This is a genomic window from Tsuneonella mangrovi, assembly GCF_002269345.1.
In the GTDB taxonomy this organism is placed as follows: domain Bacteria; phylum Pseudomonadota; class Alphaproteobacteria; order Sphingomonadales; family Sphingomonadaceae; genus Tsuneonella; species Tsuneonella mangrovi.
On sequence record NZ_CP022889.1, the window covers coordinates 61,549 to 77,103 of the forward strand.

At 64.2% G+C, this 15,555-nt stretch carries 14 protein-coding genes and 1 tRNA gene; 8 read left to right on the forward strand and 7 right to left on the reverse strand.

The features are described from left to right. Nucleotides 1-26 precede the first annotated feature (26 nt). Nucleotides 27-611, forward strand: a complete 585-nt coding sequence (locus tag CJO11_RS00295) for a DUF805 domain-containing protein (RefSeq protein WP_169829104.1) — start codon at nt 27-29, stop codon at nt 609-611. A 60-nt stretch (nt 612-671) separates the two neighbouring features. Further along, a complete protein-coding gene (rnr, locus tag CJO11_RS00300; protein WP_095010909.1) occupies nt 672-2,945 on the forward strand; it encodes a ribonuclease R in 2,274 nt (757 codons plus the stop codon). A 6-nt stretch (nt 2,946-2,951) separates the two neighbouring features. Here the strand turns inward: rnr and CJO11_RS00305 are convergent, their stop codons facing one another. After that, the gene (locus CJO11_RS00305; protein WP_095010910.1) at nt 2,952-3,404 is read right to left on the reverse strand and encodes a universal stress protein; all 453 of its coding nucleotides are present in this window, start codon (nt 3,402-3,404) and stop codon (nt 2,952-2,954) included. Nucleotides 3,405-3,536: 132 nt separating this feature from the next. On the opposite strand from CJO11_RS00305, the gene CJO11_RS00310 reads away from it, so the two are divergent. The 4 genes from CJO11_RS00310 (at nt 3,537) to lpdA (ending at nt 7,049) form a co-directional block, all read left to right on the forward strand. Continuing rightward, entirely contained in the window at nt 3,537-4,820 is a 1,284-nt protein-coding gene (locus tag CJO11_RS00310) for a pyruvate dehydrogenase complex dihydrolipoamide acetyltransferase (RefSeq protein ID WP_095010911.1), read from the forward strand. A 65-nt stretch (nt 4,821-4,885) separates the two neighbouring features. Next, nucleotides 4,886-5,221, forward strand: coding sequence for a hypothetical protein (locus tag CJO11_RS00315; protein WP_095010912.1), 336 nt, complete (start codon nt 4,886-4,888; stop codon nt 5,219-5,221). Nucleotides 5,222-5,249: 28 nt separating this feature from the next. Further along, the gene (locus CJO11_RS00320; RefSeq protein ID WP_169829105.1) at nt 5,250-5,606 is read left to right on the forward strand and encodes an acyl-CoA thioesterase; all 357 of its coding nucleotides are present in this window, start codon (nt 5,250-5,252) and stop codon (nt 5,604-5,606) included. A gap of 6 nt (nt 5,607-5,612) precedes the next feature. Continuing rightward, nucleotides 5,613-7,049 carry a dihydrolipoyl dehydrogenase gene (lpdA, locus tag CJO11_RS00325; RefSeq protein ID WP_095010914.1) on the forward strand — a complete coding sequence of 479 codons (1,437 nt, stop codon included), beginning with the start codon at nt 5,613-5,615 and terminating at the stop codon, nt 7,047-7,049. A gap of 74 nt (nt 7,050-7,123) precedes the next feature. Here lpdA and CJO11_RS00330 read toward each other — a convergent pair. The 6 genes from CJO11_RS00330 to CJO11_RS00355 all read right to left on the reverse strand — a co-directional run bounded on the left by CJO11_RS00330 (nt 7,124) and on the right by CJO11_RS00355 (nt 12,988). Beyond that, nucleotides 7,124-7,199 (reverse strand) — tRNA-Lys (locus CJO11_RS00330). Nucleotides 7,200-7,310: 111 nt separating this feature from the next. Next, nucleotides 7,311-8,426 (reverse strand): rod shape-determining protein RodA, encoded by a 1,116-nt coding sequence (rodA, locus tag CJO11_RS00335; protein ID WP_095010915.1) that lies wholly within the window; start codon nt 8,424-8,426, stop codon nt 7,311-7,313. After that, nucleotides 8,423-10,459: a penicillin-binding protein 2 gene (gene mrdA, locus CJO11_RS00340; protein WP_095010916.1), complete on the reverse strand. Its 2,037-nt coding sequence runs from the start codon at nt 10,457-10,459 to the stop codon at nt 8,423-8,425. The genes rodA and mrdA overlap by 4 nt, the downstream gene beginning before the upstream one ends. Further along, complete coding sequence (gene mreD, locus CJO11_RS00345; protein ID WP_169829106.1) at nt 10,459-11,016, reverse strand: rod shape-determining protein MreD; 558 nt, start codon at nt 11,014-11,016, stop codon at nt 10,459-10,461. Before mreD ends, mrdA begins: the two co-directional genes overlap by 1 nt. Continuing rightward, nucleotides 11,013-11,930 carry a rod shape-determining protein MreC gene (gene mreC / locus CJO11_RS00350; protein WP_095010917.1) on the reverse strand — a complete coding sequence of 306 codons (918 nt, stop codon included), beginning with the start codon at nt 11,928-11,930 and terminating at the stop codon, nt 11,013-11,015. Before mreC ends, mreD begins: the two co-directional genes overlap by 4 nt. Nucleotides 11,931-11,944: 14 nt before the next feature. Further along, on the reverse strand, nt 11,945-12,988 hold the full coding sequence (locus CJO11_RS00355) for a rod shape-determining protein (protein ID WP_095010918.1): 1,044 nt from the start codon (nt 12,986-12,988) through the stop codon (nt 11,945-11,947). 192 nt (nt 12,989-13,180) lie between these two features. On the opposite strand from CJO11_RS00355, the gene mutL reads away from it, so the two are divergent. Together mutL and CJO11_RS00365 are read left to right on the forward strand one after the other, a co-directional pair. After that, a complete protein-coding gene (gene mutL, locus CJO11_RS00360) occupies nt 13,181-15,010 on the forward strand; it encodes a DNA mismatch repair endonuclease MutL (protein WP_095010919.1) in 1,830 nt (609 codons plus the stop codon). Next, nucleotides 15,010-15,510: a hypothetical protein gene (locus CJO11_RS00365; RefSeq protein ID WP_150124945.1), complete on the forward strand. Its 501-nt coding sequence runs from the start codon at nt 15,010-15,012 to the stop codon at nt 15,508-15,510. Before mutL ends, CJO11_RS00365 begins: the two co-directional genes overlap by 1 nt. The last annotated feature ends 45 nt before the right edge of the window (nt 15,511-15,555 follow it).

A 15,555-nucleotide genomic window follows, 5' to 3' on the forward strand; every position in this document is an offset into this window, starting at 1 on the left:
CAACGAAGCGACAAGGGGATCGGTTCATGCTCGGCGCCATCAAGTACCAATTTTCGCACCTGTTCGACTTCACCGGGCGCGATGCCCGCCAGACCTTCTGGTTCTGGATTCTGTTCGTCGTGATCGTGAATATCGTCGTCTCGCTGGCGGTCAGCGTGCCGATGATGGCTAACGCGGTTTCTGTCGGTATCGCGAGCGCGCAGGGGACGGGGCAGGGCCCCGACGAGGCAGCAATAATGCAGAGCATGAGCGGTGCCGTCGGCAATATCGTGCTGGTGTCGCTGGTGCTGGCACTGGTCAATATCGTATTGGTTGCCGCTGCATTCGTCCGCCGTCTGCACGACAGCAACAAATCGGCAGTCTGGGCAGTGGTTGCCGGTGCGCTCTACATTCTGTCGCATTGGCTCGGATACCTTCGAAGTGGCGATGTCGTCGAACTGATGCAGCGCGCGGCATCGGCGGCGGACCCGCAAGCCGCGCTTGCAAGCAATTCTGCGATGGCGTGGGATGGTCTGATCGGATGGATTCCGGTGATCATGCTGGTCGTCTTCGGAGTGATGAATTCGGATCCCGGCCCGAACAAATACGGGGACGAACCGGTCCGCTTCTGACCGTCTGCTGCTTCACGGCAGGGGATGACGCGCACTGGCGATTGGCCTAGGGGCTGAGCGATGCCTCACCGCCGCCAGCCCGGCTTGCCCAGCCGCGAACAGATCCTCGAATTCATCCAGACTTCGCCCACGCCTGCCGGCAAGCGCGAGATCGCCAAAGCGTTCGGGCTCAAGGGACAGGAAAAGATCGCGCTCAAGAAGCGGCTGAAGGACATGGCCGAAGAAGGCCTGATCGACGGCAAGAAGACCGCCTATCACCGGATGGGCGGGGTGCCAAAGGTAACCGTGCTGCGTGTGCTCGAGATCGACGATGGCGAGGCGTTCGCGATTCCAGACGCGTGGAGCCCCGACGATGCCAGCCCGCCGCCGCGCCTGCGAGTGATCGAAGGCAAGGGCAAACGCGCGCGCCAGCCTGCGCTCAAGGTTGGCGATCGTATCCTCGCCCGTACCGAGGAGACCGGGCGTGGCTGGATCGCGCACCCGATGAAGAAGCTGCCCGCGCGCACCGAAGGGCTGATGGGCGTGGTCGAGATCGACAAGGCGGGCAAGGGCTGGCTCGCGCCGGTCGACAAGCGGGTGCGCAATTCTTCCCCCATCGCCGACCTCGGCGAGGCCGAGGCAGGGCAACTGGTGGTGGCCGAGCCCGCGGGCCGCTCGCCGCGCGCCGGAGTCAAAGTGGTCGAAGTGCTCGGCGATCCGCTCGCGCCCAAGGCGTTCAGCCTGATCGCCATCGCCAAATACGGCATCCCGCACGTGTTCCCCGAAGAAGTGCTGGCCGAGGCCGAACTGGCGGCGAAACTGCCGCTCTCGCACGAAAACCGCGAAGACTTGCGCGAATTGCCGATCGTCGCGATCGACCCGGCCGACGCACGCGACCACGACGATGCGATCTGGGCTGAGCCCGATGACGAAGGCGGTTACCGTGCTGTCATCGCGATCGCCGACGTCAGCTTCTACGTCCGCCCGGGCAGCAAGCTCGACCGCGAAGCGAGGAAGCGCGGCAACTCGGTCTATTTCCCCGACCGGGTGGTGCCAATGCTGCCCGAAGTGCTGAGCGCCGATGTCTGCAGCCTCAAAGAGGGGCAGGATCGCGCCGCGATGGCGTGCCACATCCGCATTTCGCCGCAGGGCAAGGTCACCAAATGGCGCTTCACCCGTGCGCTAGTGCGGATTGCCCACAACATCGCTTACGAGGACGCGCAGGCCCTGGTCGATAGCGGGGAGCCGCCCGAATGGCTCGCCAACCTGTGGGGTGCATGGAAGCTGCTTGCCGCTGCCCGTTCCGAGCGCGATCCGTTGGAGCTCGAGCTTCCCGAACGCCGCGTTGTGCTCGACGACCAAGGCAAGATCGCCGAGATTGCGGTGCGCGAGCGGCTCGACGCGCACCGGGTGGTCGAAGATTTCATGATTGCCGCCAATGTCGCTGCGGCCAAGGCGCTCGAAAGCAAGACCGCGCCGGTGGTGTACCGCGTCCATGAGCCGCCGAGCCGCGAGAAGCTGATCGCCTTGCGCGACTACATGAAGACCTTTGGGCACACCCTCTCTCTCGGGCAGGTGATCACGCCGAGCCTGTTCAACCGGATGCTCAAGGACATCGTTGACGAGAGCGAGAAAGCGCAAGTGATGGAGGCGGTGCTGCGCAGCCAGACGCAGGCCTATTACGGGCCGGCGAATGCCGGGCACTTCGGCCTCGCGCTCGGCTCCTACGCGCACTTTACCTCGCCGATCCGCCGCTATGCCGACCTGCTGGTGCATCGCGCGCTGGTCGACGCCTTCCAACTCGAACAACCCAAACCCAAGGGCGACTTGCCACCGACTTCGGGCCTGTCCGACCGCGACCGAGAAGACCTCTCGAAGGTGTCCGACGCGATCAGCCAGGCCGAGCGCCGCGCGATGGAAGCCGAGCGCGATACGATCGACCGCTATGTCGCCGCGTGGCTCGCCGGGCGGGTAGGGGAAGTGTTCGAAACCCGCATAACAGGGGTGCAGGGCTTCGGGTTCTTCGCGACGATCATGGGGATGGGCGGCGACGGACTGGTGCCGGTCTCGACACTGGGTCGCGAGCATTTCCGTTACGACGAAGCTTCGCAGACGCTCACCGGCGAAGCCAGCGGGACCAGCTATGCACCCGGCAACCGGTTGCAGTTGCGATTGGCCGAAGCAAACCCGCTCACCGGCGCCCTCAAGTTCGAGCTGCCCGACGGTGAAGGCCGGATCGAGCCGCGCGGCAATCGCCCCGAACCGCGGCGAAGCGCCAAGCCCAAGGGCAAGTACATACAGGGCCAGCGCGGACGCCCGAAGAACATCCGCCACCAAGGCCGCAAGCGGAAATAGCCCGCCTCAGGCCAGCCGGTCGATATCCTCGTCGGTGAACGTGCCGGGCACGATATAGACCGGGCAGGGCAGGGCGCCCGCCTGGCCGCTGAAATAGGTCACCAGCGGGCCGGGCCCACCTTCGGCGGCGGTGCCGAGCACCAGCGCGGCGACCTCGGCGTGTTCGTCGAGGTACTGGCGGATCACCTTCTGGGTATCGCCTGTGCGCACCGCGATCACCGGCATCTTGCCGATCTCTGCAAACAGGCTACCCGCCGCGCTATGGGCAATCACTTCGGCGCGGTCGAGCGCCTCCTGCTCGATCGTCGCCTGCACACCGCCGAACGCGTTGAAGCTCTCGCGCTGGACCGGCGCGAGGATATGGACGTTGCCGCCGGTCTTCATCGCGCGGCGCGAGGCAAACCGCAGCGCCTTCAGCGCTTCGGGCGTCTCGTCCATGATCACGAGGTAGATCCGCATTCTTGCCCCCTGTCGTTGCGCGCACGGTATCTTCCGAAATCGTATTCAGGGCAAGAACCTTGCTCCATCCAGCGCATTGCGCCAAAGCGACGCTACGTAATCCGCACGTATAGCGAAGGACTGCCCGCTCGTATGCCGACGCCGATCAAGATGCCTGCCCTGTCCCCGACGATGGAGGAGGGAACGCTCGCCAAATGGCTCGTGAAAGAGGGCGATAGCGTCGCTGCCGGCGATATCATGGCCGAAATCGAGACCGACAAGGCGACGATGGAATTCGAAGCGGTCGACGAAGGCACGATCGCCAAGATCGAAATCCCCGAAGGCACCGAAGGGGTCAAGGTCGGCACCGTGATCGCGATGCTGGCGGGAGACGGAGAGGATGCGAGCGACATGGCGGCATCGGCTCCCGCGCCTGCACCTGTACCGGCAAAGGAAGCGACGACACCGGCACCGAGTGCGGCTTCCGCCCCTGCTGCAACGCCTGCGCCTGCCAAGAGCGCTCCGGTTGCCACCGGGGACCGTATCATCGCCTCGCCGCTCGCCAAGCGGATTGCCGAACAGAAAGGTATCGACCTCTCGACCGTGATCGGCTCCGGGCCCAACGGGCGGATCGTCAAGGCAGACCTCGAAGGCGTTGCATCGGGCGCGGCCCCGGCAAAGGCAGCCGAGGGCGCGGCTCCTGCCGCCGCTCCGGCCACGGCCCCCGCTACAGTGCCCGATTTCGGCATTCCTTACGAAGCGGAGAAGCTCAACAACGTCCGCAAGGTCATCGCGCGCCGCCTGACCGAGGCCAAGCAGACCGTGCCGCACATCTACCTCACGGTCGACGTCCAGCTCGACAAGCTGCTCAAGCTGCGCAGCGAACTCAACGCCGCGCTCGAGGCGCAGGGCGTGAAGCTCTCGGTCAACGACCTGCTGATCAAGGCGCTCGCCAAGGCGCTGGTGCAGGTTCCCAAGTGCAACGTCAGCTTTGCGGGCGACGAGCTGCGCAAATTCTCCCGTGCGGATATCTCGGTCGCGGTGGCGGCGCCTTCCGGCCTGATCACCCCGATCATCGTCGATGCCGGGGCGAAAGCGATCAGCACGATCAGCACCGAGATGAAGGAACTGGCCGGCAAGGCGCGCGACGGCAAGTTGCAGCCGCACGAATACCAGGGCGGCACTGCCAGCCTGTCGAACCTCGGAATGTTCGGGATCAAGCAGTTCGAAGCGGTGATCAATCCGCCGCAGGGCATGATCCTGGCGGTCGGTGCGGGCGAGAAGCGGCCGTACATCGTGGATGACGCGCTCGGCGTAGCCACCGTGATGAGCGCCACCGGCAGCTTCGACCACCGCGCGATCGACGGCGCCGATGGGGCCGAGTTGATGAAGGTGTTCAAGGAACTGTGCGAGGCACCGCTGGGGCTGGTGGCTTGAGTTGGTCACTTGCAGCTAGATCGGCAATTGTCGCCTTGATCGCGGCAGTTGCTGCCGGACTACCAATGGCAGTACTTCTGACTTGGGATGTAGACCCGACAATGCGGCTTGGTGTTGCATTCAATTATATCGAGTTCGCGATGGCCGGTTCGTTCCTCATCGGTTTGCCTGTCGCAATAGGTATTTTCTTCGGTTTCAGAGAGTTACCGGACTTTCGGTTTCCGCATTTGTTGCTGCTGGCAAACTTCATCGCAGCCCTCCTAATTTTCATAATTGTTGGGATGTCCGGCGCATTTGGCGCTGTGTTCTTGGGCGTTCCGATTCTTTTCGCAGCCAATGTTTTCGCGATTGCAGGGTGGTTCATGGTGTTCCGCCCATATCAGATGAAGCATGTTGACTGAACGCGACCCCCTCATTCGCATCACCGCGATGCCGACCGATCTCAACCCCTATGGCGGGGTGTTCGGTGGTTGGCTGATGAGCCAGATGGCACTTGGTGCAGGCGCGCTGGCGAGCCGGGTCGGGAAGGGCAAGGCGGTGGTCGTCTCGGCCACCGATTTCGCCTTTCCCGGCGCGATGGCGGTGGGCGACGAGCTCAGCATCTATTGCGACATTCTCGCCACCGGCAACACTTCGCTGACAATCGCTGCCGAGGGCGTCGCCCGTACGCGCAACGGTGAGGCCACTACCCGAGTTGCCAGTGGCCAGTTCAAGTTCGTGCTGCTTGATGAAAACGACCGACCGCGCCCCGTGGGCGAAGCGGCCCCGGAATTGACAAGGACCTGATCGATCATGGCTGATCAATACGACGTAATCGTTCTCGGCTCCGGACCCGGCGGCTATGTCGCGGCGATCCGCTGCGCGCAGCTGGGGCTGAAGACCGCCATCGTCGAACGCGAGAACCTCGGCGGCATCTGCCTCAACTGGGGTTGCATCCCGACCAAGGCGCTGCTGCGCTCGGCGGAGATCCTGCACTACGCGCAGCACGCCAAGGACTATGGCCTCAAGATTGCAGGTAGCATCGAAGCGGACCTGGAGGCGGTGGTGAAGCGCAGCCGCGGCGTCGCCAAGCAGCTCAACCAGGGCGTCACGCACCTGATGAAGAAGAACAAGATTGCGGTGCACATGGGCGAAGGCACGCTGACCGGTCCGACCAGCCTCACCGTGAAGGGTGACCCCGGATCAAGGTCCGGGGCAGGAAAGGGCGAGGAGAAGCTCACCGCCAAGCATATCATCGTTGCCACCGGTGCGCGTGCGCGCGACCTGCCGTTCGCGCCGGCCGACGGCAAGCGCGTGTGGACCTATCGCCATGCGATGACCCCGCCCGAAATGCCCAAGAAGCTGCTGGTGATCGGCAGCGGCGCGATCGGGATTGAATTCGCCAGCTTCTATAACGATATGGGCTGCGAAGTGACCGTGGTCGAAATGCTCGACCGGATCGTGCCGGTGGAAGATGTCGACGTCTCCGCATTCCTCGAAAAGAGCCTCACCAAGCAGGGCATGACAATCATGACCGGCGCGGGCGTGGAAGACATCAAGGTCTCCGCCAGCGGCGTGAAGGCGAAGATCAAGGACAAGGCGGGCAAAGTCTCCGAGAGCGAATTCAGCCACTGCATCGTCGCGATCGGCATCGTCCCGAACACCGAGAATGTCGGGCTGGAAAAGCTGGTCGAAATGGACCGCGGGTTTATCCAGATCGACCCGTACGGCCGCACCAGGTCCAAGGGGCTGTGGGCGATCGGCGATTGCACCCCGGGGCCGTGGCTGGCGCACAAGGCGAGCCACGAGGGTGTCACAACAGCCGAGGCGATCGCCAAGGAGCTGGGCAACAAGGATGTCCACCCGCACCCGCTCGACCGAAACAACATCCCGGGCTGCACCTATTGCCACCCGCAGATCGCCAGTGTGGGCATGACCGAGGCCAAGGCCAAGGAAGCCGGGTACACCGTGAAGGCGGGCACGTTCCCGTTCATCGGCAATGGCAAGGCGATCGCACTGGGAGAAGCGGAAGGCTTCACCAAGACGGTGTTCGACGCGAAGACCGGCGAACTGCTCGGCGCGCACATGGTCGGCGCGGAAGTGACCGAAATGATCCAGGGCTTCGTCGTTGGCAAGACGCTGGAGACGACCGAGGCGGAACTGATGCAGACGGTGTTCCCGCACCCGACGATCAGCGAATCGATGCACGAAAGTGTGCTCGCATCCTACGGACGCGCACTGCACATCTGATCGCGCAGGCGACGCAATTGTTTGCCCGCGCCGCTACGCTATCATGTGAATACGGATCGGAAATGCGAGGAAAGTGGTGGACGCACTAGGGCTCGAACCTAGGACCCGCTGATTAAGAGTCAGCTGCTCTACCAACTGAGCTATGCGTCCACACCGTCGTTTCCGGGCCGGTCTGGCTGGCCCCCGAATCGTCGGGAGAGGCGCATATAGCCGCTCGCGCGCGGATGCCAAGGGGTTTGCCGGGTTTTTGTGCGGAACGCCTCAACCGAGCCCGCGCCGGCCGCTTTTTGCGTTCCACCGGTTGATCATCATCAACGTGCCGATGCAGATCATGTTGGTCATCATCGAGCTGCCGCCGTGGCTCATGAACGGCAGCGGGATGCCGACCACGGGCGCAAGGCCCATCACCATCATCAGGTTGATTGCGACGTAGAAGAACACCGTCGCCACCATCCCGCCCGCGAGCAGCCGGGCGAAGCGGTCTTCCGATGCGAGCGCCACTTTCCAGCCCCATCGCAGGATCAGGAAGAACATCGCGAGGACGAATATCCCGCCGAGGAAACCCCATTCCTCCGCCATCGTCGCGAACACGAAATCGGTGTGCGGTTCGGGCAAGTAGTTGAGATGGCTCTGCGATCCCTGGTCGAACCCCTTGCCGGAAAATCCGCCCGAACCGATCGCGATCTTCGACTGGGTGATGTGGTAGCCATCACCCAGCGGATCGCTCTCCGGATCCATGAAGGTGAACACGCGCTTCTGTTGGTAGGGCTTGAGCCCGAAAAAAAACGCGATCGGGGCGGCAATCAGCCCGGCGATTGCACCTCCGGCGAACCAGCGCATCGGCAATCCGGCGAGGAACATCACCACCACGCCGCCGAAGCCGATCGCCAGCGCCGTGCCGAGGTCGGGCTGGGCGAGCACCAGCAGCATCGGCATGCCGATCAATACGCCCGCCGGGATGATCGAGCGCCAGGTCGGGACCATGCCCGACGGCAGTGAGGCGTAGAACCGCGCGAGCGCCAATACGATCACCGGCTTCATCAGCTCGGACGGCTGGAGCACCAGCGGCCCCAGGTTGATCCATCTTTGGCTGCCGCCGCCGATCGCACCAACCGCCTCGACCGCAACCAGCAGCAGCAGGACGACGACATAGGCCGGGTAGGCGACCAGTTGCACGAAGTCCTTGGGCACGAGCGTCATCACCGAAGCGACCCCGAGGAACACCGCGAACCGGATCAGATGCGACAGGGCATAGGGCTGCAAATGCCCTCCGCCTGCCGAGTAGAGCACCGCTCCGCCGAAGCAGACCAGCGCGATCAGCGGGATCAGCATCTGCCACGGTTGGCGCAGCACGGCGGCAGGGATGATCGAGTTCATTCGCTTGTGCCCGTTGGTGGGGCGGCCGGGGCTGTCGCTCCTGCCTTGGCGGCCTGCGCTTTGGCGACCATCTCCGCGCGGCTTTCTGCATCGACCCGCGAGTTGGCAGGGGGCGCTTCGATCTCCTGGTTCGCCAGTTCGATCCCCGCCTCGCCGACGAATGCGGCATATTCGCGCACCATGCGCTGCTCCGGCGTGCCGCCCCAGCTCTTCTCGAGCGCGTGGAGAGTATCCATTGCAGAGACGGGATCGAACAGGAAGGTCATTACATCCTTGGCGATCGGCGCGGCGGCACGGGCGCCAAAGGTGCCGTGTTCGACCACCACCGCCATCGCGTAGCGCGGCTTGTCGGCCGGTGCGAAACATATGAAAAGAGAGTGATCGCGCGATTTCCAGTCGCCCACGTGGCCTCGGCTGACAAGCTTTTGGACCTGCGCGGTGCCGGTCTTCCCGGCCATCTGGATGCCGCCGATATTGATCCGGGCGCTGCTTGCCGTGCCCGCGCCGTTGACCACGCGGAACATCCCGTCGCGCGTTACCTGGAACTGGTCGGGTGTGAACGGAAGGGTCGGACCGAGCGGCTTGGGGTGCCCGAACAGCAGCGACGGGTTCAGGTCGCGCCCGGTGGCGATCCGCGAGACCATCACCGCAAGTTGTAGCGGCGATACAAGCACATAGCCCTGGCCGATCACGGCGTTGAGCGAATCCGCATCAGTCCATTTCTTGTCGAAGCGGTGCATCTTCCACTCGGAATCGGGTACCGTGCCGTATCGTTGCGAAGTGCCGGGAAGGTCGAATTCGTGCCCCAATCCGAACATCTTCGCGACCGGCGCGATCGCGTCGTATCCGACACGATGCGCCATCGTCCAGAAGTAGGTGTTGCAGCTCTTCTCGATCGCGCCGCGCATATCGAGCGAGCCGTGGACCGCGTCGCAGCGAAAGAACCGGTTGCCGAGGCGATAACCGCCGGGGCAGAAAATGTGCTCGTCGGGCGAAACACCGAGCGATTGCAGTGCCAGCGTCGCCATCGGCTTGACCGTCGATCCGGGGGGGTAGAGGCCGCGCACAGCCTTGTTGAGCAGCGGGATGTGGTCGTTGCTGTTGAGCATCTTCCACCGCAGCCGCCCGATCCCGCCGACGAAACTGTTGGGATCGAACGACGGCATCGATGTCATCGCCAGGATGCCGCCTGTCTCGCAGTCGATCACCACCACTGCGCCCGACTCGAGCCCGGTGCGGCGGGCAGCGAAGTCCTGCAGCGGACCGTCGATAGTCAGCTTGACCGGTTTGCCCTGGATATCTTCGCGGGTTTCGAGTTCGCGCACGATCCGCCCCTGCGCGGTCACTTCGACCCGCCGGGCACCGGGCACGCCGCGTAGCGCTTGCTCGAAATCCTTCTCCAACCCATCCTTTCCGACTTTGAAGCCGGGGGTGATCAGCAGCGGATCGTGGTCCTTTTCGTATTCCTCGGCCGATGCAGGTCCGACGTAACCGATCAGCTGGCCAACCGATGGGCCGGTTGGGTAGTAGCGTGAGAAGCCGCGTTGGGGGATTACTCCCGGCAAGTCGGGCAGCCGGACGCTGACCGCGGCAAACTGGTCATACTTGAGCCCGCTGGCAACTTCGATCGGGGCATAGCCGTGAGTCTTGCCGACCTTGTCGAGCAGGTCCTGTTTCTTGTCGGGACCGAGCGACAACAGCGAGGCGAGCTCGTCGATCTCCTTCTTCGGATCGCGCATCCGGTCAGGGAAGATATCGACCCGGAAATCGGCGCGGTTAGAGGCCAGCGGAGCGCCGTTGCGATCGAGTATCCATCCCCGGCGCGGGGGGACGAGCGTGAGGTTCACCCGGTTACTTTCGGATTCGGTGCGATACTTGGCGTGCTCGAAGATCGACAGGTAGCCGAGCCGTGCCGCAAGGATCACGCCGATCCCCCCCTGGACGCTGGCGATGGCGAAGCTGCGACGGTCGAAGCTGTTGCTCAGCGTGGCCGGGGTCACGATCTCGCGCGCGCGTTTGCGCCACTTGCGCATCAGCCGATCACCCGCACCCGGGTGAGGCGAAGTCTGTCGAGTATCGCGACCATGCGAGCGATAATGGGGAACATCGGGATCGACAGCAAGAGTTGGGGCGCTATCACCGCGAAGGTCACGCCGTCGATCCGACTGCCGGAAACCAGCGCGGATACGATCAGGTAGCCCGCGATGAACACCGTCGCGACCAGCCAGTCCTGCACGAAGGCGCGCCATGGAAACCGCGCTTCGAGCGCTTCGATGCCGATCATCGCGACCGACCACAGCAGGATCGCGCTGCCGAACGGCTGGCCGCTGAAGAGGTCGTTGAATGCGCCGAGGAACACCCCGCACCACACCGGCAACAGGCCGGGACGGACGAGCCGCCAGGCGAGCAGCATCATGAATCCCAACGGCGGAACCAGCGGGATGGCCGAGGCGATCGGGAATTGCGGCACCAGCGATCCAAGCATGATCGTCGCCCAGGGAATCGAATACGCCAGCAGCGGCGAGTGCGTGCGGTTGATCTTGCTGCCGTAGTGGTCGCGGCGGGCGCGGGCGGAGATCGGGTCGATCATTCGTCGGCCACGTTGGCTGCCGGTTCAGCGCCGACTTCGAGGTGGACCGGGGTCTTGGCAGTCTCGACTGCCCTCGGCTGCCAGATCGGTTCGACCGCGACGAAGTCGGTCGCAGCCGGGTCGGCGATGACTCGCGCGATCCCGCCATCGGAAGTAACCGTGTCGAGGATCGCGACCGCGATGCCCGGCTGGTAATACCCACCCGCGCCGCTGGTCACGAACACGTCGCCCGGCTTGAGCGGGTTGAGGCCAAGGTTGATCAAGCGGATCCGCAAACGCCCGTCACCGCGCCCTTCCGCGAATGCGACCACGTTGTCCTTCGTGCGGCGCACCGGAACCACGCTTTCGGTGTCGGCCAGCAGAAGGACCCGGGCGCTATCGGCTCCGGCTTCGAGCACGCGTCCGACGATCCCACGCGGAGAACGAACCGGCATTCCGGGAGTCACCCCTTGGTCCCGCCCCGCCCCGAGATAGGCGAAGCGGCGGGTGCTGGCGGCAGACGATCCGACCAGCCGCGTCACCACCACCGGCGGCAAGTTGCTGTCTTTCAGCTTGAGCAAGGTCTTGAGACGGGAATTTTCCTGCCGGATCGCGTCGGCTTCCTTCAGCCGGATGCGTGCGAGCTCGACTTCCTTCTTCAGTCGGGCGTTCTGGCTGCCTGCCCGCAGGTAACCAGAAATCGCGTCGAACAGCCCCTGGCCGTCGGCCCGCACGGTCGCGCCCGCCTCGCCGGCAGGGGCGACCACGTCACCGGCAACCGAACGCACCCCGTTGAACGATGTGGGGCGCCACAGCGAAATGGCGAGCAGGACAGCGCCCAGCAACGCGCCGACCGTCGCCAGGACATAGCCGGTAAAAAGTCCGTATTGCGCCCTTCGCGAATGCCCCGAGCGCCGTGATGAAGTCGGCGCCATGTCCTCTCAGCTCCTTACGCGGTCATCAAGACGCCGCGGTAGACCGGATCTTCCATCGCGCGCCCCGTACCGATCGCCACGCAGGTCAGCGGATCTTCCGCGATGGTCACCGGCAGGCCGGTCTCTTCGCGCAAGTGATCGTCGAGCCCGCGAATGAGTGCACCGCCACCGGTCAGGACAATGCCCTGGTCGACGATGTCGGCGGCCAGTTCTGGGGCGGTGTTTTCCAGCGCGATGCGCACGCCTTCGACGATCGCGCCGATCGGTTCGGACAGTGCGTCAGCCACGTGACCCTGGTTGATCGTGATCTCCTTGGGAACGCCATTGACCAGGTCGCGCCCCTTGATGGTGATCGTCTCGCCGATCCCGTCCTCGGGCGCCATCGCGACACCGTAGTCCTTCTTGATCCGCTCCGCAGTCGATTCGCCGATCAGAAGGTTGTGGTGCCGGCGGACGTAGCTGACGATCGCTTCGTCCATCTTGTCGCCCCCGGTCCGGACCGAAGTGGTGTAGGCGAGACCGCGGAGCGAGAGCACCGCGACTTCGGTGGTGCCGCCGCCGATATCGACTACCATGCTGCCGACCGGCTCGGTCACCGGCATGTCCGCACCGATTGCGGCGGCCATCGGTTCGAGGATCAGGTAGACCTGGCTTGCACCCGCGTTGCTGGCCGCGTCGCGGATCGCGCGGCGTTCGACCGAGGTCGAGCCCGAAGGAACGCAGATCACAATCTCCGGATAGCGCAGCAGGCTCTTGCGGCCGTGTACCTTGCGGATGAAGTGCTTGATCATTTCCTCGGCGATTTCGATGTCGGCGATCACCCCGTCGCGCAGCGGACGGATGGCCTCGATCGAGTCCGGAGTCTTGCCCATCATCAGCTTGGCATCGTCACCCACCGCCTTGACGCGCTTGATGCCGTTCAGCGTCTCGATGGCTACCACCGACGGCTCGTTAAGGATGATGCCTTGACCTTCGACATAGACCAGCGTGTTCGCTGTCCCGAGGTCGATTGCCATGTTCTGCGAGCCAATTTTGAGCAGATTCGAGAAAAAACCCATAGTGTGCCAAATTCCGTAGGTGTTTCATGCCTTTGCCGCGCCAAGGCACGAACAATGCATCCCGGGTAATACGAGGAATGCGCGACCCTTAGACAAACAGTCAAAAAGGGGCAAAATTTTTGTGCGGTAACCCACGGGTAATCCACACCGCCTGCCTCGAAAAACCCGCCATTGGTCGCTAGAACCCGGTCGATGCCGCAAATTCGCCGCCTGCCAGACGAACTCGTCAACCGGATTGCCGCAGGCGAAGTGGTCGAGCGACCCGCCGCTGCGCTCAAGGAGCTGGTCGAGAACGCGATCGATGCCGGCGCGCGCACTATCGCGGTTTCGCTGGTCGAAGGCGGGTTAGACCGGATCGAAGTGATCGACGATGGGTGCGGGATGACGCCCGATGAAATGGCGCTTGCGCTCGAACGCCATGCTACGTCGAAACTGCCCGACGATGCGATCGAACAGGTCGCGACACTGGGCTTTCGCGGCGAAGCTTTGCCTTCGATTGCCAGTGTTGCCCGCTTCACGCTCGAAAGCCGTCCGAAGGGCGCTGTGCAGGGCTGGCGCAAGGTCGTCGATCATGGTGCGCAGGTGGAAGACGGACCGGCCGCGCTGCCGCCGGGCACCCGGGTCCGGGTCGAACACCTGTTCGCCAAGGTTCCCGCACGGCGCAAGTTCCTGCGCACGCCGCGCAGCGAATACGCCGCTTGCCTCGATGTCGTGCGGCGGCTGGCGATGGCGCGGCCCGATGTTGGGTTCTCGCTCGAGCACGGCGGGCGACGGATCCTTGCGCTGCAGCCGGGGCAGGGCCTGGTCGAGCGGGTCGCGCAAGTCGTCGCACGCGAGTTGAAAGACAACGGCGTGCCGATCGATCTCGAACGACCCAGCGGCTCGGGCGCTATGCGGCTCGGCGGGATCGCGGGCCTGCCGACCTTCAACCGCGGGGTCGCCGACCACCAGTACCTGTTCGTCAACGGTCGCCCGGTGAAAGACCGGCTGCTGGTCGGTGCGGTGCGCGGTGCCTATGCCGATATGCTCGCGCGCGATCGCCACGCGGTGCTGGCACTGTTCCTCGAGCTGCCGCCCGAGGAAGTCGATGTGAATGTCCACCCGGCCAAGACAGAGGTCCGCTTTCGTGATCCGAATGGGGTGCGTGGATTTATCGTTTCGGGCCTGCGTCTCGCGCTGTCGGCTGGCGACCGGCGCAGCGCGCAGGCACCCGATGCGGCGGCAATGGGCCGCTGGCAATCGGAACCGGTAGGACCCGACCCGGCACCGGCGCTGGCATCCATCTTCACCGGGCGCGATTGGTCAGGTTCGACAACGGGTGTGCGCGAAGCCTCGCAAGCATGGCGCGGCCAGGTAGCGAACGTGATGACTGCGCCGAACGACGCCGCGCCTGCGGGCCGGGCGGAAGAAGCGGCGCAGCTCCCCGAGAACTTTTCGGATTACCCGCTCGGCATCGCGCGCGGACAGGTCGCGGAGACCTATATCGTGGCCGAGGCGGAAGACGGGCTGGTGATCGTCGACCAGCACGCTGCGCACGAGCGGTTGGTGCTCGAACGGCTCCGTGCCGCCGGTGCTGACGAAGCAGTCGCCCGCGCGCAAGCGCTGCTTATCCCCGAAGTGGTCGAACTCGACGAGCCCGATTGCGACCGGCTCGAAGGCGCGATCGACAAGCTTGCGGGCATGGGTCTCGCGATCGAGCGGTTCGGCCCAGGCGCGATGCTGGTACGCAGCCTGCCGCACGCGCTCGCCAAGGCCGATCCGCACAAGCTGCTCGCCGACATTGCCGATGACCTCGCCAAGCACGGCGAAGCACTGCTGCTCGGCGAAAAGCTCGACCTCGTGCTGGCGACGATGGCGTGCCATGGTTCGGTTCGCGCTGGCCGGGTGCTGACCGTCGCTGAAATGAATGCCCTGCTGCGCGAGATGGAGCGGACCCCGCGTTCAGGCCAGTGCAATCACGGCAGGCCGACATGGGTCAAACTGTCGATGGGTGATGTCGAGAAACTGTTCGGGAGGCACTGATGCGTGGCATTGCGGTGGCGATCTGTCTGTTCGCGCTGGCGGGTTGCGGGCAGGGCCTGACCCAGGCTGAGCGGCAAGCGCAAGATGCCAAAGACGTCGCCGAAGTGAAGGCAGCCAACACACCTCCTCCCAAGATGATCACCCCGCAGGCGATCCTCTACCCCGATATCGAGAAGGCCGGGATCTATGGCGCATCGTGCGGCTTCGTGCCCGATGGCGGGGGGCTGCGGGCAATCGCCATCGCGATGGAAGACCAGGGCTACATGAAGATCGATGGCGAGATGGTGATCTTCGCTGCCGACAAGGGCAGCCGCCAGCTGCCCGGCGCTGCGCGCGAGCATTATGACGCGCACGATTACGGTTTCACGCTCGATATTGCGGAAAACCAGAGCTCGGGCACCGATCCGGAATCGCACAACTATCCGGCCGTTTTCGTGCTGCGCGACGGACAGGGCCGCTCGGTCTTTGAAGCGCAAGGCATGGCGCAATGCGGATCATAGAAGCGAAGTAAGCCAAGTTCGAAACAGGCGATCGCCCTAAATCCG